Genomic DNA, 21,577 nt, shown 5'->3' with positions numbered 1-21,577 from the left:
GGCCGCGCCGGCCCGCACATCAGCGGGGGTACTGGACGAATGAGGTTCGTGTTGCGGCGTGCCCGCGCCACGAAGGGCCTGCTGCTGGCGGCCACGGGAGTGGCGCTGGTGGCCACCGTGGCGCTCACCGGCCTGGCGGCGTACAACCGGGACGTCGTCGACTCCGGCACCCGCAACGTGCTGGCTGCGGCCACCGCCGAGGAACGGTCGATCCTGGTCCGCGCCTCCGCCGGACGCACCGAGGAGGCGCTGCGGGAACGCGACGGTGCGTTGCGGGAGCGGGTCGCGGCCGACCTGGCCGGTCTGCCGGCTCGGGTCAGCACCGCCGGGTACGCGGCCGGGCGGCAGCTGCGTGGTGACACCGGCGACGCCGTCGCCGACCGCAGTGGAGCCACCTACGCGTCGGTGATGTTCCTCGGCGACCTGCCCGAGCATGCCCGGCTGGTCTCCGGCACGTGGCCGAGCGCCGGGGCCCGTCCGGTGCAGACCGCGATCGCCGAGGTGGCGGCGGTGACCCTGCGGGTGGGCGTCGGTGACCGCATCCCGATCACCGACGGCCTCAGCGGCACGGTCACCGAGGTCGTCGTGACGGGCGTGTTCGCCCCCGTCGACCCGGATGCCGCGTACTGGCGGCTGGCGCCGGAGACGACCGTCGGTTCGCTGCCGCAGGCGGCCACCTACGGTCCGATGACGGTGTCCCGCGACGACTTCGTCACCCACTTCCTGGCCAACTCCTCCGCGGGCTGGCTGGTCGAACCCGACCTGGCCGGGGTCGGCCCGAACGCCCTGGACCGGCTCGCCGACGCCGCCGACCGGATCACCACCAGCACCCCGGCCGAGGCCGGGCTCGGCGAGTCCGCGGTGGCCAGCAGTGATCTGGTCGCCCTGGTGCACCGCCTGCAACAGGCCACCCTGGTCGGCCGCTCCGCCCTGGTGACCCCGATGCTGCTGGTGGTGGTGCTCGGCGGGTACGCGCTGCTGCTCGTGGCGATCCTGCTCACCGAGCACCGGCGGGGCGAGACCGCGCTGCTGCGGGCGCGGGGCGCGGCCCGCTGGCAGCTTGCCGGGCTGACCGCCCGGGAGGCCACCCTGGTCGTCCTACCGGCCGTGCTGCTGGCCCCGCCGCTCGTCCTGGCGTTGCTGGGGCTGGCCGACCGGGTGCCCGGACTCGCCGCCGTGTCGTTCCGCCCGACGCCCTCGGGCGACCCGCTGGTGTGGCTGGTGACCGGGCTCGCCGCCGCCGGCTGCGCCGTGGCGATGATCGGCCCGAGCCTGCGCCGGGGCGACAGTTACGTCGCCGAGCTGGCCAGCCGATCCCGCCCGAGCCGGCGCGGTCTGGTGCAGCGCGCCGGGGTGGACATCCTGCCGGTCGGCCTGGCCCTGCTGGGCTGGTACCAGCTCAGCAGGTACTCCTCGCCGCTGTCGCGCTCTCGGGGCGGCGAGTTGGGCGTCGACCCGCTGCTGGCCGCCGCGCCGACGATCGGTGTGCTGGCCGGCGCGGTCCTCGCGTTGCGGCTGCTGCCGCCGCTGGTCCGGCTGGCGGAACGCTGGCTGGACCGCAGGCCGTGGACCGGCGTCCTGCTCGGCACCTGGCAGGCCGGTCGACGCCCGCACGCCGGCCCGGTGCTGCTGCTCGCCCTCGCCGTGGCGGTCGGCACCCTCGCCTGGTCGCTCGCCGGGACGTCACAACGGTCCCTCGACGACCAGGCCGCCCACCGGGTCGGCGCCGACCTGCGCCTGACCGAGGTCAAGGGCAGCGCCCCCGACGACCGCGCCGACCAACTCGCCGACCTGCCGGGAGCCGGATCGGTGCTGCCGGTCTGGCGGGAGCCGGTGCGGCTCGGCTCCGGCGTGGAACCGGCCACCATGCTGGCGATGGACGCCGAGGCCGCGACCTCGGTGCTGCGGCTGCGTCCCGACCTGGCCGGTGGTTCCACCGACCGGCTGCTCGGCGGCCTCGCCGCCGCGCGGGCGCAGGCACCGCAGACCCTGCTGCCGGTGGGCACCCGGCGACTGACCGGCCAGCTGCGTACCCGCAGCGACGTCGACAACGGCACGCGCATCCGCCACGACGTGGTGCTCGCCGACGCCCGTGGGGAATACCACCGGCTGACCTTGGGCACCACCGGTTGGGACGGCGAGCCGCTGCGGTTCTCCGTCGAGCTGCCGGCCGGCGACGAGCCGTGGCGGCTGGCCGGTTTCACCACCGACACCTTCGCCGGCCCCCGGCTGAGCCTCGACTGGCGGCTGTCGAACCTGCGGGCCAGCCCGGACTCGACCACCGGCACCCCGGTGGAGTTGGCCGGCCCGTGGCAGCTGGTCGACCGGGCGGGCACCGCCGCCGCGTCGACGGTTTCCGGCACCACCCTGGCCGGACGCTACGAACGGGACGTGTCGGTGGGCTGGCAGGTCCGGGACATCCCCATGCAGCTGGCCGTCACCACGGCGGCCGGCACCGAGCGGGTACCGGTGGTCGCCACGGGTGCGGCGCTGGACCTGCTGCACGTCGACGTCGGGGCGCAGACCCGACTGTTCCTGGGTGGCGGCGAGGTCGACGTCGTCGTGGTGGACCGGGTGGCGGGTCTGCCCGGCGATGTGGCCGACGCCGCGTTGCTGGTCGACCTGCCGTCGTTGCGGGACCGACTGTTCCACGAGCGGGGCATCGTCCGCGCGCCCCAGGAGTGGTGGGTCGCCGCCCGGCCCGGTGCGGCGGCACAGGTGGCCACCGCCGCCGCCGCGCTCGGTGAGCTGGCCGTGCTGGATCGTCAGGACGTCGCCGACGAGTTGGCTCGCGACCCGTTCGGCGTGGGTGCCCGAGGCGCGCTCTTCGTCGCCGCTGTCGCCGCCGTGCTGTTGGCCGCGGTGGGTGTGGCCGTGGACGTCAGCGCTACGGCCCGACGGCGGGCCCGGGAACTGGCGGTGCTGCACACCCTCGGCGCGGGGCACCGCCTGGTGGCCCGGTCGCTGCTGGCCGAGCAGTCGTTCCTGGCCGGCATGGGTGTGCTGGTGGGGCTGGCGGTGGGGGTCGCCGTGGCGGCGACGATGGCCCCGCTGGTGATCCTGACCGCCTCGGCGGACCGCCCCGACCCCCCACCGTTGCTCAGCGTCGACTGGCCGCCGGTGCTGGGTACCGGCATCGGGCTGCTGGCGCTGGCCCTGGCGTTCAGCGCCGCCGTGTCGGTCAGCGTGCGGCGACGGCTCACCGCCGCGCACCTGCGCGCCGGGGAGGACCAGTGACCGTGAGCAGCGCACCGCGTCCCGCAGTCGCGAACGAAAGGCCGATCCAGTGACCGCGAGGCGGATCAGGGCGTACGCCGGGCAGGCGGTCCTGCTGGCGGTGTTGGGACTGGTGGCGGCGCTGCTGCTGACCGCCGCTCCCCGGCTGACCGGCGAGTACGCCGACCGGGGGTTGCGCGCGGACGTGGCCGGTCTGCCGCACCTGGTTCGTGACGTGTCGTTGGCGGTGGAGCGGCCCGCACCGGCCGCGACCGGGCAGGCCGACCTGGACCGGTATGCCGCCGAGTTGCCGTCGCCGCTGCCGAACCTGGTGGACCGTCGCTGGTACGCGGCGTCGTTGGACGAGGAACACCTGATCGCCGTCGGCGACGCCCCGCCGATGGACGGCGGGGCGCGCAAGATGTTCGGGCTGCGGGCCCAGACCGGTGTCGAGGAGGCGGCCGAACTGACCGCCGGGCGGTGGCCGGGCACCCGTCCGGGCGGGCCGGCGGAGGTGGTCGTCTCCACGGCGGTGGCCGAGACGCTGTCGTTGCGCGTCGGGCAGCGGCTCTCCTTCGCCGGGCGGGACGGGCAGGCGGGCGCAAAGGTCGTCGGGGTGTTCGCGCCACGTGACGTCGCCGACCCGGTCTGGGACGACCTGGGGTACGCCCTGGAGCCGGTGACCCCGGCGCTGGACGGTGAGCCGTACGTGGTGGCCGGGGTGACCGACTGGGTCGGTGTGGACGTCGTGGCCGCCGGTACCGGGGTGTCCACGGTCAGCGGCTGGCGGTACCGCCTCGACGAGCGGCGGCTGGAGTCGGCGACGCTGGAGTCGGTGACGGCGGCGGTGGCCGAGGCGCGCCGCATGTCGTGGGGATCGGGAGCGACCGTGCAGACGTCGCTGGACGGCGCGTTGTCGCGCTTCGCCGACCAGTTGCACGCCGTGCAGGCCCTGCTCGCGGTGGTGCAGGCGGGTCTGGTCGCCAGCCTGTTGGGGCTGATCCTGTTGGCCGCCCGGTTGACGGTGCTGCGGCGGCGTGACGAGTTCGCGTTGCTGCGGGCCCGGGGTGCCGCGTTGACCGCCATCGGGTCGCGGACCCTGGCCGAGTCGGCGCCTGTGCAGCCGCTGGCGGTGCTGGTCGGTTGGTTCGTCGGGACCAGGGTGCCCGGCCCTGAGGGGACGTTCCCGTGGCCGGTGCTGGTGGTGGCGGTGTTGACCACCGTGGTGGTGCCGGTGCTGGCGATGCACTCGCAGCGGCGGGTCGGGGTGGTCGGTGGGCGCGCCGACGTCGCCTGGCGACGCCCGTCGGTGCGGCGGCTGACCGTCGAGGCGGGTGTGCTGGTGGTGGCCGGGATCGGGGTGGTGCTGTTGCGCCGCCGTGGCCTCGATCCGGGCGCCGGTGTCGACGCGTACCTCAGTTCGGTGCCGGTGCTGGTCGCGGTGGCCGCCGCGGTGGTGGCGGTACGACTGCTGCCGTGGCCGCTGCGGCTGGCCGGTCGGCTGGCGGCGCGGGCCCGGGGTGTGTCGCTGTTCCTCGGGGTGGCCCGCGCCGGGCGCGGCGCGCCGGTGGCGTTGGGGCCGCTGGCGGTGTTGATCGTCGCGGTCAGCACCGGGGTCTTCGGCGGGGTGGTCACCACGGCCGTCGACGCGGCCCGGGACCGGGCGACCACGTTGACGGTGCCGGCGGATGCCTGGCTGACCGGGTACACCTTCTCCCCTGACGCGGAGCACGCGTTGGCCCGCACGCCCGGGGTGACGGCGCTGGCCCGGGTGTGGGTGGACTCGAACCGGCGGCTGGTGGCGGACGCCGCGACGCCGTCGCGGCAGCTCGGCACGGCGCGGGTGCTGGTGGTGGACGCCCCCGCCTTCGCCGAGGTGGTGGCGCGCAGTGGCGTCGACGTGGACGTGCCCGCCGCGCTGACCTCGGCCGCCCGGGGCGACGGGCCGGTGCCGGCGGTGGTGTCCCCGGCGGTGGCCGACGGGCTCGGCGACCGGGCCGCCGTCGACGTGCAGAGCAGGTGGTACGAGTTCCGGGTGGCCGGGGTGACCGACACCTTCCCCGGGGTGGGGGTCGGCACCGAACGGTTCGTGGTGCTGCCCTGGCAGGCGCTGCCCGAGTACGAGCACACACCGATCATCCCGAACCGGTATCTGGTCGCCGGTGACGACATCGACGCCGCGCACCTGCTGGAGGTGGCCGACGAGGCCCAGCGGCAGCGGCAGTCCGAGGTGCTCGGCGTGCCGGTGACACGCACGCAGCTGCCGGCGTCGTTGCAGACCTGGCGGGCCTACCGCGGGGAACTGGACCGGTCCGGGGCCAACGACGTGCTGACGCTGGCGTTCACCGCCGGTGCCGCCGGGGGCAGCGCGCTGGCCGTCCTCGCGGTCGGCTTCGCGGTGGCCGCCGATGCCGGCGGTCGAGGTCGGATGCTGTCCCGGTTGCGCACCCTGGGCCTGTCGGCCGGGCGGGGCCGCCGGTTGCTGGTGTACGAGTTGGTGCCGTTGGTGCTGGTCGCGGCGGTGACCGGGGCGGCGGTGGGTGCGGCCCTGCCCCGGATCCTCGGATCCGCTCTGGGGTTGTCGGCGTTCGCCCCCGGGGTGCCGATCCGCGAGCACCTGGATCCGCTGGTCCTGGCCTCGGTCCTGGGGCTGGTGGTGGTGGGCCTGGCGGCCGGGTTGGCGGTGGAGAGCCTGATGAACCGACGGATGCGCCTCGGTGATGCGCTGCGTCTGGGAGAGGAGAACTCATGACCGTGGTGCCGGATGTTCCGGACCTGGCGACGTTGCAGCGGCGTGCCGCGGAACGGGCCGCCGCCCGTGCCGGTGGCGCCGATCGGCTGCGTGGGCACATCGTCTGCGACGGACTGGTGCGGATCTTCACCAGCGAGGGTGTGGAGGTCGTCGCGTTGCAGGGCCTCGACCTGGTGGTGGACCGTGGTGAGCTGCTGGCCATCGTGGGTGCGTCCGGTTCCGGCAAGTCGACGGTGTTGAACATCCTGTCCGGGTTGGACACGCCGACCGCGGGCATCGCCCGGGTGGCCGGCTACGACCTGCTGACCATGTCGGCGGCCAAACGGCTGCGGTACCGGCGACACACCGTCGGTTTCGTGTGGCAGCAGACCGCACGCAACCTGCTGCCGTACCTGACCGCCCGGGAGAACGTGGAGCTGCCGATGCGGCTGGCGCGCCGTGGTCGCCGGGCGGCGCGGCAGCGGGCGGCGGAGCTGCTGGAGATGGTCGGCGTCGCGTACTGCGCGGACCGTCGGCCGGGGCAGATGAGCGGTGGCGAGCAGCAACGCTGCGCCGTCGCGGTGGCGGTGGCCAACGACCCGGAGGTGCTCTTCGCCGACGAGCCGACCGGGGAGTTGGACGAGGCGACGGCCGGGGAGGTCTTCGGCGCGCTGCGCACCATCAACGCGGAGTTGGGCGTGACCGTGGTGGTGGTGACCCACGACCCGCAGGTCGCCTCCCAGGTGCGGCGTACAGTCGCGATCCGCGACGGCCGCACCGCCTCCGAGGTGCACCGCACCGCGCGGGTGGGCGCCGACGGCGTCGAGGAACTGATCACCGAGGAGTACGCGGTGCTGGACCGGGCCGGGCGGATGCAGCTGCCGACGAGCTTCGTCGACGCGTTGGCCCTGCGGGACCGGGTGAGGCTGACCTTGGAGCCGGATCACGTGCAGGTCCGCTCCGGCGAGGAGAGGGGTGCGCGGTGAGCGAGCAGGATCTGGTCCGGGTGGAGGGGCTCAGCCGTGACTACGGCGGTGGCGATCGGGTGGTCCGCGCGCTACGGGACGTGTCGTTCCGCGCCGGGCGGGGTGAGCTGGTCGCGGTGCGGGGCCGTTCCGGGGCGGGCAAGACCACTTTGCTGAACCTCGTCGGTGGCCTGGACCGGCCCACCGCCGGCCGGGTGTGGGTGGCCGGTCAGGAGGTCACCTCGGCCGGCGAGCGGGAGCTGCTGCGGCTGCGCCGGGACACCATCGGGTTCGTGTTCCAGTCGTTCGGGCTGATCCCGATCCTGTCCGCGGCGGAGAACGTGGGCGTGCCGATGCGGCTGGCGAAGGTCCCGGCCGCGCAGCGCGACGAGCGGGTGGCGGTGTTGTTGGAACTGGTCGGGCTGGGTGGACAGGCAGCGCAGCGCCCCTACGAGATGTCCGGCGGGCAGCAGCAGCGGGTGGCGATCGCCCGGGCGCTGGCCAACGACCCGGCGTTGCTGATCGCCGACGAGCCGACCGGCCAGTTGGACTCGGAGACCGGCCGCGCGGTGATGGACCTGTTGCGGGCCCTGGTGCACGCCCGGGGGATGACCGCCCTGGTCGCCACGCACGACCCGACGTTGGTGGAGATGGCCGACCGGGTGGTGGTGCTGCGTGACGGTCGGCTGGTCGAGGCGGCCGAGCCGGTCCCGGTGTGACCGGTTTCAGTACGGGTCGCCGCAGACCCGCCAGCCGCCGTCCTCCCGCACCACCAGCAGGTCACGTTGTTCGGTGCTGCCGGTGTCGCGGGTCAGCAGGACGGTGACCTTGCCGTGTGGTCGGCCGGCGCGGGTGGCCACCGACACGTCCACGATCTCGTAGTCGCGCACCACCGGCGGGGTGCGTACCCAGCTGGTGAAGCCGAGTTCGCTCCATCGGGTCCGGGCGTCGGCGCAGAGCCGCTCGTACGCGCTGTCGGTGTCGCCGGTGGTGACCTCGCGCAGGAACCCCTCGGCGGTCTCCCGGACCGGGGCGGCGGCCTGGGTGACCAGTTGCAGGTTCCAGGCGCCCAGCCCGGCCACCCCGACGCAGCACAGTGCCACGCCGACTCCGACGACGGCGAGGCCGGTCCGCATCGGATGTCGTCGCCGGGCTGGTCTGCTCCACGGTTGCGCAGCGCCCACACCATCCGACGGTAGAGAATCGGTCGCCGTGGCGGGCGGAAAGTGGGCGTGGCCGGGTGGGACCGCGCCGTGTCCCGTCCGGCCACGCCGGGTGCTGCTCGTCAGGCCCTGATCTCCTTGCGGCCGTTGCCGTTCGCGCTGATGGCGATCCGGCGCGGCTTGGCGCGCTCGGCCACGGGGATGCGCAGCGTCAACACGCCGTTGTCATAGCCGGCTTCGAGCCTGTCGGTGTCGAGGGTGTCGCCGAGGAAGAGCTGGCGGCTGAAGACGCCCATCGGACGCTCGGCGGCGACCAGCTCGACGTTGTCGTCGACGGGGCGGCGACGTTCGGCGCGGACGGTCAGCACGTTGCGCTGGACCGTGCAGTCGATGCTCTCCGGGTCGACTCCGGGCAGGTCGAAGGCGGCGTAGAAGTAGTCGCCGTCGCGGTAGGCGTCCATGTGCATGACGGCGGGACGGCTGGTGCTGCCGAAGAACTGCTCGGCGAGCCGATCGATCTCACGGAACGGGTCGGTACGCATCAGCATCGGGATGCCTCCTCGGTTCTCCTGGCCGAAGGTTCTTAGTTGAGTCCGGTTGACTCAACTTCCACTTCCTTATTAGCTCGCCCCGTACCGACCGTCAAGTCGGCGAGGCCGCCCCCGTCGGGGGACCACCGATCGGGCGTTCACGGGTGACAATGGAACGGTGACGACGGCCACGCCGCAGGTCCGAACCGGTACGACAGACCGGCCGCCGCCGGTTCCCGCGCCCGGCCCGCCGAGCATCGGTCCGTGGCTGGTCGCCGGGTCGCTCGCCCTGGTCCTGCTGATCCTCTCCCCCCGGTACGGCTACCACCGCGACGAGCTGTACTTCCTGCTCGCCGGCCGGCACCTCGACTGGGGGTACGTCGACCAGGGTCCGCTGGTGCCGGTGCTGGCCCGCCTCGCCGACACCCTCGCCCCCGGCAGCCTGCTCGCCCTCCGGACCCCATCGGCGCTGCTGGCCGCCGGTGCGGTGCTGCTGGTGGCCGCGATCGCCCGGCAGTTCGGCGCGGACCGGGGCACCCAGACCTTCGCCGCCCTGCTCGCTGCCACGTCCGGCATCGTGCTGGCGCCCGGCCACCTGCTCAGCACCACCACCGTCGACGTGGTGATCTGGCTGGCCGCCGCGCTGTGCACGGTGCGACTGCTGCGGGGCGGCAACGGCCGTTGGGCCCTCGCCGTCGCGCTGCTGCTCGGCGTCGGCATGTTCAACAAGCTGCTACCCGCGCTGCTCGCCGTGGGGCTGGTCGCCGGGCTGACGGTGGCCGGGCCACGGCGGCTGCTGCGTGACCGGTGGGTGCTGACCGCTGCCGCGCTGTTCGGGCTGCTCGCCGCCGCGAGCCTGAGCTGGCAGGCGGCCAACGGTTTTCCCCAACTGGACGTCGCCGCGGCGATCTCCGACGGGGACAGCTCCTACAGTGGTCGGCTCGACGCCCTGCTGCTGCAATTCGTGATCATCAGCCCGTTCGTGGTGCCGATCTGGCTGACCGGCCTGGTGGTGCTGCTGCGTCGGCCCGGCTGGCGTGGCCACCGGGCGCTCGGCTGGGCCTGGCTGGTGGTGACCGGCATCGTGCTGCTCGTCGGGGGCAAGGGCTACTACGACGCCCCGCTGCTGCTGGTGCTCACCGCCGCCGGTGCGGTCGTCGCGGTCGGTTGGGCGGCACGCGGTCGCCTACGTCGCGCCCTGCTGGCGGCGGTCGTCGCGCTCACCGCCGCCAGCAACGCGGTGCTGCTGCTGCCGGTGCTGCCTCCCGACGGGCTGCCCGACTTCGTCGTGGCGATCAACTACGACGCCGGGGAGACCATCGGTTGGCCGGCGTTCACCGATTCGCTCGCCGCCGTGCACCGGGCACTGCCGGAGCCCGAGCGGGACCGGGCGGTCATCCTCACCGGCAACTACGGGGAGGCGGGCGCGGTCGCCCGCTTCGGTGCGCGGCGCGGGCTGCCGGCCGCGTACTCCGGGCACAACAGCATGGCCGACTTCGGTCGGCCGCCGGACGACGCCGACGTGGTGATCGCCGTCGGGTTCGCACGGCCGGACCGGTTGCGGTCCTGGTTCACTGACGTCACCCTCGCCGGTCGGGTGGACCTGGGGGTGACGGTGGACAACGACGAGAACGGCGGGCCGATCTGGGTGTGCCGGGGACTGCGGCGTCCGTGGGCCGACATCTGGGACACCGAGGTACGTCACACCGGGTGAACGGCAGCCACGCGGACCGCCACGACGCGCACGTCGGGCGGGTTAGGGTGCTGCGATGGGTACCCTTTCCGCCGCGGTCGAGGCGCTCAAGACAGACCCGCGCACCGCCTCGCTGCGCCGTTCGTTGGAGGTCTACTACGGCAACCCGGACCGGGACGCGGCGATGGACTCCTTCTACTCCCGCTTCGTCCACCCCGGCGACCTGGTCTTCGACATCGGCTCACACGTGGGCGACCACATCGGCAGCTTCCGGCGGCTCGGCGCCCGGGTCGTCGCCGTCGAACCGCAACCGCTGTGCCTGCGGGCGTTACGGGCCATCTACGCCGACGACGACGAGGTGACGCTGGTCGAGGCGGCCTGCGGAGCCGCACCCGGCCGGATCGGTTTCCTGGTCAACTCGGCCAACCCCACCGTCTCCACCGCCTCCACCGACTTCGTGAGCGCCGCCGCCGGTGCGGGCGGTTGGGAGGACCAGGTCTGGGACGGTCAGATCGAGGTACCCGTGACCACCGTCGACACGCTGATCGCCGAGCACGGCACACCGGCCTTCGTCAAGATCGACGTGGAGGGTTTCGAGGACGCCGTGCTCGCCGGTCTGAGCCACCCGCTGCCCGCCCTGTCGTTCGAGTTCACCACGATCGGACGGGCGGTCGCGCTGCGGTGCCTGGACCGGCTCACCACGCTCGGCTTCGGCGGGTTCGACGTGGCCCTCGGCGACGACAAGGCGTTGACCCTCGGGCGGTGGGTCGACGCTGGGGAGATGGCCGCGCACCTGCTCGCGTTGCCGCACGAGGCCAACTCCGGCGACGTGTACTGCGTCTCGACGACCAGCGGCTGACGGGGTCAGCCGCGACGGCGGGCCCGGGCCGCCCAGATGGCGTACGCCGGATCCCGGTCCAGGTTGTGCCGGTCCCGGTCGTAGCGGCGGGTGGTACGCGGGTCGGCGTGCCCCATCGCGTCCTGCACGTCCTCCAACGGCACCCCCTCGGCGCGGGCGGTGGTGGCGAAGGCGTGCCGCAGAGAGTGGGGGGACAGCCGCGACCAGGCCGGAATCCCCGCACTGCGGGCGAGCCGTCGGACCAGCCGGAACACCGAGTGCCGGTCGAGCCGGGCACCGCTGGCGGTGACCAGCAGCGGACCGGTCAACTGACTCACCTCGACCCCCTGCGCGGCGGCCCGCTCGGCAAGGTACGCGTCGACGGCGTACGCCGTGCCCGGGGTCAGTGCCCGGCGACGGGGCCGGCCGCCCTTGCCGACGAACCGCACACTGCGGTGCCCCCGCTCGGCGCCCAGGTCCTCCAGGTTGAGCGAGACCAACTCGCCCACCCGCAGTCCCAGGTCGGCGAGGAGGGCGACGGCGGCGCGGTTACGGGCGGCGGTCGGGCCGGTCTCGGCCTCGGCGACCGCGAGCAGCGCATCCACCTCGTCCGGGGTCAGCCCGACGGTGACCGAGTGGTCCCGATCCACGCGCGGCCGGTCGGCCCCGGAGACCGGGTTGGACTCGACCGCCCGCAGCTTGACCAGGAAGTCGTACCAGCTCGACAGCGCGGACAGTTTCCGGGCCACGGTCGCCGGGGTCAGTGGACGGCCGGTCCGGGCGGCCAGGCTGCTCTCCAGGGCTCGCCCGTACTCGTTGACGTGCAGGAAGTTCGCGCGCAGCGGATCCAGCCGACGGGCCTCGCACCAGGCCAGCCAGCCGGCGACGTCGCGGCGGTACGCGTCACGGGTGTGCTCGCTCAACCGCCGGTTACGCAACCACGCGTCGGTGACGGCCATCGGCCCGTCTGGCAGGGCCGGATAGGCCGATGGGCGTTGCTGCACCACAGTGTTGGACCCACGCATGCGAAAAATGCTCTCAGCCCTGTTGTGGGTTGACGATCAGGCGCGCCGACATTTCATGATCGGCAAATCGTGCAGCTGGGATTCCCGGCCCTTACCCTGACTCTGTGCTGTCTGAGGTCAACGGTCTGTCCCGACGATTCACCGAGGAGACCCTCCGGGCGTACCTGCTCAGTCGCGCGACCCGCAGCGACACCGGATGCCTGATCGTGCGCGGCTACGGCGCCCGGCGCGGCGTGCACCAGAAGCTCGCGGGTCGGGCGTGGGCGCACATCGCGGCGTACGCGGTCTTCGTCGGCGGCTACGACCCGACCCTGGAGGTCCACCACGACTGCGCGGTGCCGGACTGCATCGAGCCGACCCACCTGCGCCAGCTCAGCCACGCGGACAGCGCTCGGCGGCGGGCCCAACGCCAACACTGCCGCAACGGGCACGAACGGGAGATCGACCCCGCCACGGGTCGCCTGCGGCGGGTCTGCCGCAGCTGCAACCGGTTGGCGCAGAAACGCTGGCGTGAGCGCCAGGCGGCACAGGTCGCCGAAGCCCGAGCGGCGTACGGTCGCGGGTAGCCGACGTACACCGCTCGGGCATCAGGTCGCGGGCTGGGGTCAGCCCGGGGAGAGGACGCAGAGTTCGTTGCCCTCCGGGTCGGCGAGACACTTCCACGACACGTCGTCGCCCTGGCCGACGTCGATGACGGTGGCGCCGAGCGCCGTCAGCCGGGCCACCTCCGCCGCCTGGTCGTCACCGGCGTACGGCTTCAGGTCTAGGTGGGCCCGGCTCCACCAGGTCCGCTCCCCCGACGTCCGGAGGAACTCCAGGTACGGCCCGACGCCCGCGGCCGACCGCAGCCGGGCGTGGTCGTCGGTCACCTCGTGCACGATCCAGTCGGTCGCCTCGCCCCAGAACCGGGCCATGGCGCGCGGATCCGCGCAGTCGACCACCACCGTGGCTATCGGCCCGGTGTCCCGGTAGATCTCCCGAGGTTCCAGCACGCAGAACACGTTGCCCTCCGGGTCGGCCAGCACCGTCCACGGCACGTCACCCTGGCCGATGTCGGCATGGGTGGCACCGAGGGAGAGCAGGTGGGCGACCAGCTCCGCCTGATGGGCCTCGGAGGTGGTGGCGAGATCGAGGTGTACGCGGTAACGCACCGTCTCCGGATCCGGGACGCGGACCACGTCGATGCAGACCGCGGTCGGGTCCGGCCAGGAGAATCCCACCGGTTCGATGTTGGTCACCCCGGGCCCCTCGCTGGAGACGCCCCAGCCGAGCGCATCTGCCCAGAACTGGCCGAGGGCCGCGTCGTCCCGAGCCTTGTAGTTCACCTGAACAAGCCGCAATGCCATCCGACAACCTTACGGATCGAGGCGTCGACCCGGTGGCCCGCACGCTTGGGGCCCGCCACATCTTTGATCGTGATGCGGTTGGGACTCACGGCCGTCTGGGCGCAGGTGGCCCGGTCGGGCTGGTGTCCGGCAGGCGATGACAACAGCCTGAGTGCTTACGCACCTTAACTGTCATTATGATGCATGGTCGATTTGCCGGTTTTCTGCACTCCAATTATCGGATTGCTGTAAACGATAATCCGATAATTGGAGTGCAAGGCGTCACGGTTCGTCGGTGAGCTGCGCTGAGCTGTTCAGGGCGTCAGCGGGAAGCGGCGGCACGCCACGGTGCTCCGGGTGGCGTGCCGCCGAGCGCCCGCTCGGGTCTATCGGTAGTCGGCGACGATTCGGCGATCGCGGCCGTCGACGGTGATGGACCCGCCATGGGGCAGGATCCACTGCGGTCGGGTGTGTCCGAAGGGAACGCCGACACAGATCACGGCCTGCGGGTTGTAGCGGGTCACCACCTCGACGACCGTGTCGCGCTGCTGCTCGCGCAGTCGGGCCCGCTCGGCGGCTGACGGCTGGCTGGTGAGGTTCGAAGCCGGTGGGCGTGCGACCAGGACCGCGTCGACCGCAGCGAGGATCCCCCGTTCGCCGAGGGCACGGACGATCCGTCCGATGTCGCGGGCGGGACGCAGTTCCTCGGAGGTCTCGATGATCAGCACCCCGCCGTCCAGCACGTCCGGGGCGAACGGGAAACGCCCGGCGGTCAGGATCCACTCGATGACTTCGAGGCAACCACCCCAGGTCGCACCGGTCACCGAGCGGGACGGTCCGTGCCAGGTCCACGGCTCAGTCGGCTCCCGCTCGCCGAAGTGCCGCAGTGCTCGCGGGTCGGCCCAGTCGACCCCGATGTCCTCGGATTCACCCGGGTCCGTGATCTCCAGGCGCTCACCGGTCAGGAGAGCCGCCCGCAACGACCGCGCGTGGACGTCGTCCACGGCGGGGCCGGGACCGAGGTGAACCTGTGACGATCCGCCGTAGAAGCTGGTGATCCCGAGCCCCCACAGCCAGTGGTGCAGGTTGGTGTTGTCGCTGGTGCCGAGGAAGGGTTTCGGGTCGGCGCGGGCGAGCTCGGCATCCAGGTGAGGGATGACCGTGATCTGGTCGTCCCCTCCGATGACCGCGAGGATGCCACGGACACTGGGGTCCGCGAAGGCGGCGTTGATGTCGGCTGCCCGCGCTTGCGGTGTCGCACCCACCTGCCGGGTGGTCGGGTACTCGACCGGTAGCAGGCCGGTGACCTCGGTGAGGCGTCGCATGGCCTGCTCATGGATCGCCGGGTAGGCGCCCGCCGCAGCGAACGACGGCGAGACGACCGCGACGCGATCTCCTGGACGGGCCTTGCGGGGATGGACCAGATCACGCCTCATACGGAGATCCAACAGCGACGACCGCCCGGCTGCATCCGGTTTCCGCGCGCAGCGGGTGGGTCGATCCGCGTCGCACGCCCCGTGCAGCAGGGCAGACCACGAGCCCGGATGCGCCGCAGATGGCGGGCCGCTCGTCACCTTCCGGCGGCGTGGACGGCGGCGAGTTTCTCCCGCAACTGATCGGCCTCGGTGTGTTGTAGCTCGGTGAGGATCTGCAACGCCTGCCGCCAGCAACGCTCGGCGGCCTCCGGCTCGCCGAGAGCCTGGTGGGTGTCCCCCAGGTGGTTCAGCGCCTCCGCCTCGTTGTAGCGGTGGCCGAGTTCCCGGCTGAGGGTCAGCGAACGCTGATAGCAACGCGCCGCCCGCTGGTACTCACCGAGATGGTGATGGGCGTAGCCGAGGGTGTCCCAGCTGTTCGCCTCGCCGGTGCGATCGGCGAGGCGCCGCTGCACGGTGACCGCCTGCTCGCAGTAACGGATCGCCTCCGCGTACTCGCCGAGGATGACGTGGTCCCAGCCCAGCGCGTTGAGCGCCCGAGCCTGCCCCGCCTCGTGCCCACTGTCCCGAAAGAGTTGCAGCGCCCGCTCGTCGTGGCGCAACGCAGCGGCCTGGTCCCCTTCCTTCTCGCTGATCCAACTGAGCCCCAGCAGCGTGTGCGCCTGGCCGACCTGGTCGGCGAGGTCGTCCAACAGCACCAGCGCCGCCTCCAGGTGAGCCCGTGCCGTCGCGAAGCGGCCGGTCTCCGAGTAGGCCGGCAGGATGTCGCGGTGCGCCTGGGCCATCGCCGCCCAATCGCCGCGACGTTCGGCGGCGGCCAACGCGTGACTCTGTACGGTGATCAGGTCGGCCCAGCAGCCCCGCCGGCCCATGAACGTGCTCATCGCCCACGCCACCTGCCACGCGTGCTGCTCGAAGCCGCTCCTCGCGGCGAGCCCCACCACCTGGACGAGCACCGGCAGCTCGGTGGTGAACCAGGCCATCGCCTCGGTGTTGTCCGTGGGATCCTCCGGCGCCACCCCTGGCTGTGGCGGCGGTGTCGCGATCGGATCCCGCAGCGGAGACAGGCACCGGTCGGCCCGGACGGCACTGTGCAGGTAGTGGTCCACGATCCGGTGCAGGGCGGCCCGGCGCTCCGCCGCGGGCTGCGACTCGACCATCTCCGCCGCGTACGCCCGCAGCAGGTCGTGGCAGGTGTACCGGCCCGGCACCCGCTGCACCAGTAACTGGAACCGGACGAGGTCGCTGAGGATCGGACGCACCTGTCGCTCGGGCAGCGCCGCCAGGCTGGCCGCCGCCGGTGCGGAGATGTCCGGTCCCGGATGCAGCCCGAGCAGACGGAACAGCCGCGCCGCCGGCGCGCCGAGCGCCCGGTACGACCAGGAGAAGACCGCTCGCAGGTCGGTGGCGGGGTCGCCGCCGCTGGCGAAGCCGTCGAGGCTGCCCTGGACCTCGGCGAGTTCCCGGTCGAGGACGGCGAGCGGGAAGTCGGGACGCGCCGCCGCTCGGGCCGCCGCGACCGCCAACGCCAGCGGCAGCCCGGAGCAGCGCTCGATGATGCCGTCCACCGAGGCCGGTTCGGCCGCCAGCCGACACTCGGTCAGCCGCCGGGCCAGCAGCTCGCGTGACTCGGCGGCGGTGAGCAGGTCGACGGAGATCTGGCTGGCGCCCTCGACCGCCACCAGGCCGGACAGCTGTTGGCGGCTGGTCACCACCACCGCGCATCCCGGGGCACCGGGCAGCAGTGGGCGTACCTGCTCGGCATCCCGGGCGTTGTCGAGCACGATCAGCATCCGCCGACCGGAGACCAGGCTGCGGTACCGGCCGACCAACGCGTCCAGCTCCGTCGGCATCGACGCCGGTGGCACACCGAGAGCGTCGAGGAAGCCGCGCAGCGCCACCGGCGGTGGCATCACCTCCGCCGAGGGTTCGAAGCCCCGCAGGTTGACATACAGCTGCCCATCGGGGAAACGGTCCAGGTTGTCGTGGGCCCACCGCAGCACCAGCCAGGTCTTGCCGATCCCACCCATTCCCCCGACCACGCAGACGGCGACACCGCCGTCGTTCGCCAGCTGCCGGTCGAGGGCGGCGGTCAGCGTCGCCAGCTCATGCGTACGACCGGCGAACATCGCCGGTCGGGGCGGCAGCTGCTGCGGGACCACCGCCGTGCCGACCGCTCGTGCCCGCGACGATGCGGCGAACTCGGGGTCGCCGTGGAGGATCCGCAGATGTAGTTCCTGTAGGTCTGGACTGGGATCGACGCCCAGCGCCTCGGCCAGGCTGTGCCGCATCCGCTGGTAGTGGTCGAGCGCCTCGGCCTGCCGCCCGGAACGGGACAGCGCCAGCATGAGCTGACCGGCGAGACGCTCGTCCAACGGATGCTCGACGACCTCGCGCGACAACTCCGCCACCAACGTCGCATGCTGACCATGCCGTAGCGCGACGTCGGTCCGGTCCCGCTCCGCCGCCCGTCGACGCTGCTGCAGGGCGGTACGCAGGTTGTGGAACCACGGCGTGTCCAGCGGCGCGAACGGCTCCCCGCGCCACAGACCGATCGCCTCGTCGAAGAGGTCGAGGGCGGTCCCGTCGTCGGCGCTTCGCCGAGCCCGGTCGATTAGCTTCTCGAAGCGGTGCAGGTCCACCGTCATCGGATCCACCGCCAGCAGGTAGCCGCTGCGCTGTCGGTCGATGCGGACGTCGGGGAACCCGGCGAGACAGCGGCGTAGCCGCGACAGGTAACTGTAGAGCGAACTGTGTGCCCGCTGCGGTGGCCGGTCCGGCCACACCCGCTCAAGTAACTGGTCAACGTGGACGACCCGGTTCGCCTCGACCAGCAGCACCGCCAGCACGCAGCGCTGCCGGGCGTGACCGATGTCGACCGGGTTGCCGTCGGCGAGTGCCACGACCTCGCCAAGCAGCCTGAACTCCACGGACATGAGCCCCCACTGTCGCACCTGCCACCCCACCGGCGGATTCAAGTTTTCCACAGGAAGTGTTCAAGGGGTGTCCGCTAGTGACCACACCCGAGCAGCCGCTCGCGTGACCCGGCCACCACCGGTACGCCGCTCGGGCGGCTGCCAGCACCGCTGATCTGCGGATTCAAGAGGTTCGCAAGATTCGCGCAGGGCCTCACCCGGATGGTGGGTGGTGACCGGCGGTGCGGCGTTCGCCCAACTGGCACCGCGGCGAACGCCACCGCGGGTCCAGGGCCGGCGTGTGATCGCCTGACGGGGGCCCTGAAAGCGTCGGCGGGGAAAGGGGTGTCCCCGCCGACGCTTCGCCCGACGGCCGGTGTCGCCCGCGCGACCCGGGCCGGGCTCGGCGAGGCGTCGGCGACCGGCGACGTCGTCCCGTCACGTGGTGCGGCGGCGGAACCAGAAGCGCCGTCGCGACGGCGCCGGTGCAGGGGCGGGCGCCGGTGGGGTGGCGGCTCGGCGGTCGTCTCGCCAGCGCCGCACCACCGCGTCGGCGTCGGCCGGGCGTACCGCGACCTGCGGGCCGGACGGGTTACGCAGCCAGGCCAGCACCTCCGCGTTGAGCTCGGCCACGACCGCGCGTACGGCCTGCTCGGTCGGTAGGTCCCGGACCTCGTCGGCGAGGTGCTCGATGCGGCGACGCAGCAGCAGCGGAGTGGGCAGCAACAGGTCGGTCGGCACCTGTTCGCGCTCCAGGAAACTCTTGATCCACCAGGACTCGTCGTACGGCAGGCCCCGCCCGGCGATCGGCTTGCCCGCACCGGGCAGGTTGTCGAACTCGCCGCGCTCCTGAGCCGACCTGATCTGCGCCTCGACCGACGCCTCCCACCGCAGCTCCACCGTCGCCACCTCCCCGGTCAACCGTAACGTGACCACCGTCTCCCGACGACGCAGCGTCACGGGAACGTCCGGCCTTCCCGTCGCACTAGGCTCAGCCGCAGAAACAGGACGGGGGTCAAGAGCATGGTGAGTACGGCGGGTGTTGTCGGAATCGCATTGGTTGCCCTGGGGCTGGTGCTGACGCCGGGGCCGAACATGGTCTACCTGGTGTCCCGCTCGGTGACCCAGGGTCGGCGGGCCGGGTTGATCTCGCTGCTCGGCGTCGCCGCCGGGTTCGCGGTCTACCTGGTGGCGGCGGTGGCGGGCATCGCCACACTGTTCGGGGTGGTGCCGGCGTTGTACACGGCGGTCAAGCTGGCCGGCGCGGCGTACCTGCTGTGGCTGGCGTGGCAGGCGTTGCGCCCGGGTGGGCAGTCGCCGTTCGCCCCGGTGCCGCTGCCGCCGGATCCGGCCCGGCGACTGTTCACCATGGGGATGGTCACCAACCTGCTCAATCCGAAGATCGCCATCCTGTACGTGTCGTTGCTGCCGCAGTTCATCGATCCGGCGCGCGGCAACGTGGCCGTCCAGAGCCTGCTGCTGGGGCTGACCCAGATCACCGTGGCGTTGACGGTGAACGCGCTGATCGTGCTGACCGCCGGTGGTATCGCTGGTTTCCTCAGCCGACGGCCGCTGTGGCTGCGTGTCCAGCGGATGGTGATGGGTACGGTGCTGGCGGCGCTGGCGGTACGCATCGCCGCCGACCGTTCGCGCGCCGCCGTCGCCACCGGCTGAGCCAGCCGGGGCCGGTAGGTCGTCGGGTCAGTCCGCGCTCTCGCGGAGCACCGCGACACCGCCGGGCGGCAGGGTCACCGCGTCCTCGGCCGGGGTGGCGTGGAGCAGCTCCCAGCCTCGTGCCGGTACGCGCTGCTCACGGTCGGTGTGGTTGAGCAGGAACAGCCAGCTCGTGTCGCCGTGGCGGCGGCGGACCGCCTCGACGCCCTCGGGTGCGCCGGGGCAGACCGGCTCGACACCTGCCGCGCGGGCGGCGGTGTCGAGCAGCCGGCGGTGGCTGGTGTCGTCGAGGCGGGTGGACAGGTACCAGGCGACGCCGTCGCCGACCTGGTGCCGGGTGACGGCGGGCATCGCGTCGAGTACGCCTCCGGCGTAGGACAGGACGGGATCGGCACCGGTCAGGTGCAGCGTCTCGGACCAGATCCGCCCGGTGCCGCCGTCGTCGAGCCGGACGTGGTCGTCGGCGGCGAGGGGGTGGAACTCCTCGGCGTAGACCCCGAGCAGGTCCCGCAGCGCGCCGGGGTAGCCGCCGAGGCGTACCCGGGCGTGTTCGTCGGCGACGCCGCTGAGGAAGGTGGCCAGCAGGTGACCTCCGGCGTGGACGTACCCGCGCAACCAGTCGGCGGTGGCGTCGTCGATCAGGTAGAGGGCGGGCAGGATCAGCAGCCGGTACCCGTCGAGGGGGTCGCCCGGGGTCACGGTGTCGCAGCCGTAGCCGGCTCGCCAGAGCAGACGGTGCGCGGTGGCGAGTTCGTCGTGGTGGTCCGGCAGGGTCGACGGTAGGCCCGGATGCCGCAGCGCCCAGCCGCTGGCCGCGTCGGCCACGAGCGCCACGGACGCCTCGACGTCACCTCGGACCTCGGTGAGCCGGCGCAGCGCAGCACCGAGTGCGACGGCCTCCCGGAACACCCGACTCTGTGGGCCGGCGTGCGGCACCAGGGCGGAGTGGAAGCGCTCAGCCCCGCCGGCCGGTGCCCGCCACTGGAAGAACAGCGCGCCGTGCGAACCACGGGCGACGTGGGCGAGGCTGTGCCGCATCATCCGCCCCGGTTCCTTGGTGTGCATCCGTCCGGCGGTGTGGATCTGGTTGGGTGCGCTCTCCATCAGCAGCCAGGTCGACGCGCCCGGCGGGGTGGGTCGGCGGTGGGCGGCGGCGTGGCGGGCCCAGCCACGGGCCAGGTCACCGACGAGGGCGGTCTGTTCCTCGGCGCCGCCGTCCACAGCGGACGGGTAGTGGTCGACGGCGACCAGGTCGACCTCGGTGGCCCAGCGGGCGTGGTCGACCGGTACCCAGTCGCCGAGCACGTAGTTGGTGGTGATCGCAAGCGCCGGGTTCGCCGTGCGCAGCAGGTCGCGCTGCTCGGTGTACGCGGCGAGCAGGGTGTCCGACCAGAAGCGCCGGAAGTCGAGCAGTTGACCGGGGTTGGGCAGGTACTGGGTGGCCCGGGGGGTGCTGATCTGCGCCCAGTCGGAGTAGTGCTGGCTCCAGAAGCTGGTGACCCAGGCGTCGTTGACGGCGGCCAGGTCCCCGTGGCGGTCGGCCAACCATCGGCGGAAGGCGCGGGCGGTGTGCTCGCAGTGGCAGGTGGTGCCGTACTCGTTGTGCACGTGCCAGCCGGCCAGCGCCGGGTGGTGGGCGTACCGGTCGGCCAGGGCGGCGGTGATGCGCCGCGCGGCCTCCCGGTAGGCGGGGGTGGCGGCGCAGTAGGTGTCCCGGCTGCCGTGGTGCAGGCGGATCCCGTCGGCGGTGACCGGCAGCGCACCCGGATGGGCCAGGGAGAACCACGGCGGCGGTGACGCGGTGGGGGTGGCCAGGGCGACTCGGACACCGGCGCCGTGCAGCAGGTCGAGCACCTGGTCGAGCCAGTCGAAGGTGTAGCGGCCGGGCGCCGGTTCGAGTCGGGACCAGGCGAAGACCCCCACGGTGACGAGGTTGACACCGGCCTGACGCATCAGCGCGACGTCCTCGGACCAGACCTGCGCCGACCACTGCTCGGGGTTGTAGTCACCGCCGTAGCACAGCGGGCCGTCGATCCACATCAGCACCACCAGCCCGCTGTTAGTTGGGG

Annotated in this window: 16 protein-coding genes; 8 read left to right on the top strand and 8 right to left on the bottom strand. The window is 72.8% G+C overall.

Features of this window, described 5'->3' with window-relative positions; genetic code table 11:
• Positions 1-39: 39 nt before the first annotated feature.
• From ACLQ2S_RS09630 to ACLQ2S_RS09615, 4 genes are read left to right on the top strand one after another with little or no spacing between them, the layout of a single operon-like run.
• On the top strand, positions 40-3,237 hold the full coding sequence (locus ACLQ2S_RS09630) for an FtsX-like permease family protein (RefSeq protein ID WP_425701536.1): 3,198 nt from the start codon (positions 40-42) through the stop codon (positions 3,235-3,237).
• A gap of 49 nt (positions 3,238-3,286) precedes the next feature.
• Positions 3,287-5,968 (top strand): FtsX-like permease family protein, encoded by a 2,682-nt coding sequence (locus ACLQ2S_RS09625; protein WP_425701535.1) that lies wholly within the window; start codon positions 3,287-3,289, stop codon positions 5,966-5,968.
• Complete coding sequence (locus tag ACLQ2S_RS09620) at positions 5,965-6,933, top strand: ABC transporter ATP-binding protein (protein WP_425701534.1); 969 nt, start codon at positions 5,965-5,967, stop codon at positions 6,931-6,933. Before ACLQ2S_RS09625 ends, ACLQ2S_RS09620 begins: the two co-directional genes overlap by 4 nt.
• Positions 6,930-7,631, top strand: a complete 702-nt coding sequence (locus tag ACLQ2S_RS09615) for an ABC transporter ATP-binding protein (RefSeq protein WP_309222948.1) — start codon at positions 6,930-6,932, stop codon at positions 7,629-7,631. Before ACLQ2S_RS09620 ends, ACLQ2S_RS09615 begins: the two co-directional genes overlap by 4 nt.
• Positions 7,632-7,637: 6 nt before the next feature.
• Here the strand turns inward: ACLQ2S_RS09615 and ACLQ2S_RS09610 are convergent, their stop codons facing one another.
• Positions 7,638-8,096, bottom strand: coding sequence for a hypothetical protein (locus tag ACLQ2S_RS09610; RefSeq protein WP_309222949.1), 459 nt, complete (start codon positions 8,094-8,096; stop codon positions 7,638-7,640).
• Positions 8,097-8,197: 101 nt separating this feature from the next.
• The gene (locus ACLQ2S_RS09605) at positions 8,198-8,623 is read right to left on the bottom strand and encodes an Hsp20/alpha crystallin family protein (RefSeq protein ID WP_155216312.1); all 426 of its coding nucleotides are present in this window, start codon (positions 8,621-8,623) and stop codon (positions 8,198-8,200) included.
• 160 nt (positions 8,624-8,783) lie between these two features.
• On the opposite strand from ACLQ2S_RS09605, the gene ACLQ2S_RS09600 reads away from it, so the two are divergent.
• Together ACLQ2S_RS09600 and ACLQ2S_RS09595 are read left to right on the top strand one after the other, a co-directional pair.
• Positions 8,784-10,319 carry an ArnT family glycosyltransferase gene (locus tag ACLQ2S_RS09600; protein WP_425701533.1) on the top strand — a complete coding sequence of 512 codons (1,536 nt, stop codon included), beginning with the start codon at positions 8,784-8,786 and terminating at the stop codon, positions 10,317-10,319.
• A 55-nt stretch (positions 10,320-10,374) separates the two neighbouring features.
• Positions 10,375-11,157 (top strand): FkbM family methyltransferase, encoded by a 783-nt coding sequence (locus ACLQ2S_RS09595; RefSeq protein WP_155216314.1) that lies wholly within the window; start codon positions 10,375-10,377, stop codon positions 11,155-11,157.
• Positions 11,158-11,162: 5 nt separating this feature from the next.
• Here ACLQ2S_RS09595 and ACLQ2S_RS09590 read toward each other — a convergent pair whose 3' ends face one another.
• Entirely contained in the window at positions 11,163-12,161 is a 999-nt protein-coding gene (locus tag ACLQ2S_RS09590) for a tyrosine-type recombinase/integrase (RefSeq protein WP_425701532.1), read from the bottom strand.
• Between the two features lie 104 nt (positions 12,162-12,265).
• Here ACLQ2S_RS09590 and ACLQ2S_RS09585 point away from each other — a divergent pair, with 104 nt between their 5' ends.
• Positions 12,266-12,727, top strand: coding sequence for an HNH endonuclease (locus ACLQ2S_RS09585; protein ID WP_309222951.1), 462 nt, complete (start codon positions 12,266-12,268; stop codon positions 12,725-12,727).
• A 39-nt stretch (positions 12,728-12,766) separates the two neighbouring features.
• On the opposite strand, the gene ACLQ2S_RS09580 is transcribed toward ACLQ2S_RS09585, so the two are convergent.
• From ACLQ2S_RS09580 to ACLQ2S_RS09565, 4 genes are all read right to left on the bottom strand, one after another.
• Positions 12,767-13,507 (bottom strand): VOC family protein, encoded by a 741-nt coding sequence (locus tag ACLQ2S_RS09580; protein WP_155216318.1) that lies wholly within the window; start codon positions 13,505-13,507, stop codon positions 12,767-12,769.
• A 365-nt stretch (positions 13,508-13,872) separates the two neighbouring features.
• The gene (locus ACLQ2S_RS09575) at positions 13,873-14,922 is read right to left on the bottom strand and encodes a S66 family peptidase (RefSeq protein ID WP_155216320.1); all 1,050 of its coding nucleotides are present in this window, start codon (positions 14,920-14,922) and stop codon (positions 13,873-13,875) included.
• Positions 14,923-15,056: 134 nt separating this feature from the next.
• Entirely contained in the window at positions 15,057-17,855 is a 2,799-nt protein-coding gene (locus tag ACLQ2S_RS09570; protein ID WP_425701531.1) for a BTAD domain-containing putative transcriptional regulator, read from the bottom strand.
• A 417-nt stretch (positions 17,856-18,272) separates the two neighbouring features.
• A complete protein-coding gene (locus ACLQ2S_RS09565; RefSeq protein WP_309222952.1) occupies positions 18,273-18,794 on the bottom strand; it encodes a DUF1992 domain-containing protein in 522 nt (173 codons plus the stop codon).
• Between the two features lie 63 nt (positions 18,795-18,857).
• On the opposite strand from ACLQ2S_RS09565, the gene ACLQ2S_RS09560 reads away from it, so the two are divergent.
• Positions 18,858-19,508 (top strand): LysE family translocator, encoded by a 651-nt coding sequence (locus tag ACLQ2S_RS09560; RefSeq protein ID WP_155216324.1) that lies wholly within the window; start codon positions 18,858-18,860, stop codon positions 19,506-19,508.
• A gap of 27 nt (positions 19,509-19,535) precedes the next feature.
• Here ACLQ2S_RS09560 and ACLQ2S_RS09555 read toward each other — a convergent pair whose 3' ends face one another.
• Positions 19,536-21,548 carry a beta-galactosidase gene (locus tag ACLQ2S_RS09555; RefSeq protein WP_425701577.1) on the bottom strand — a complete coding sequence of 671 codons (2,013 nt, stop codon included), beginning with the start codon at positions 21,546-21,548 and terminating at the stop codon, positions 19,536-19,538.
• Between the last annotated feature and the right edge of the window lie 29 nt (positions 21,549-21,577).

It is taken from the genome of Micromonospora sp. DT48, assembly GCF_049844495.1.
GTDB lineage: Bacteria > Actinomycetota > Actinomycetes > Mycobacteriales > Micromonosporaceae > Micromonospora.
This window is presented reverse-complemented; position numbering and strand designations above follow the sequence as displayed.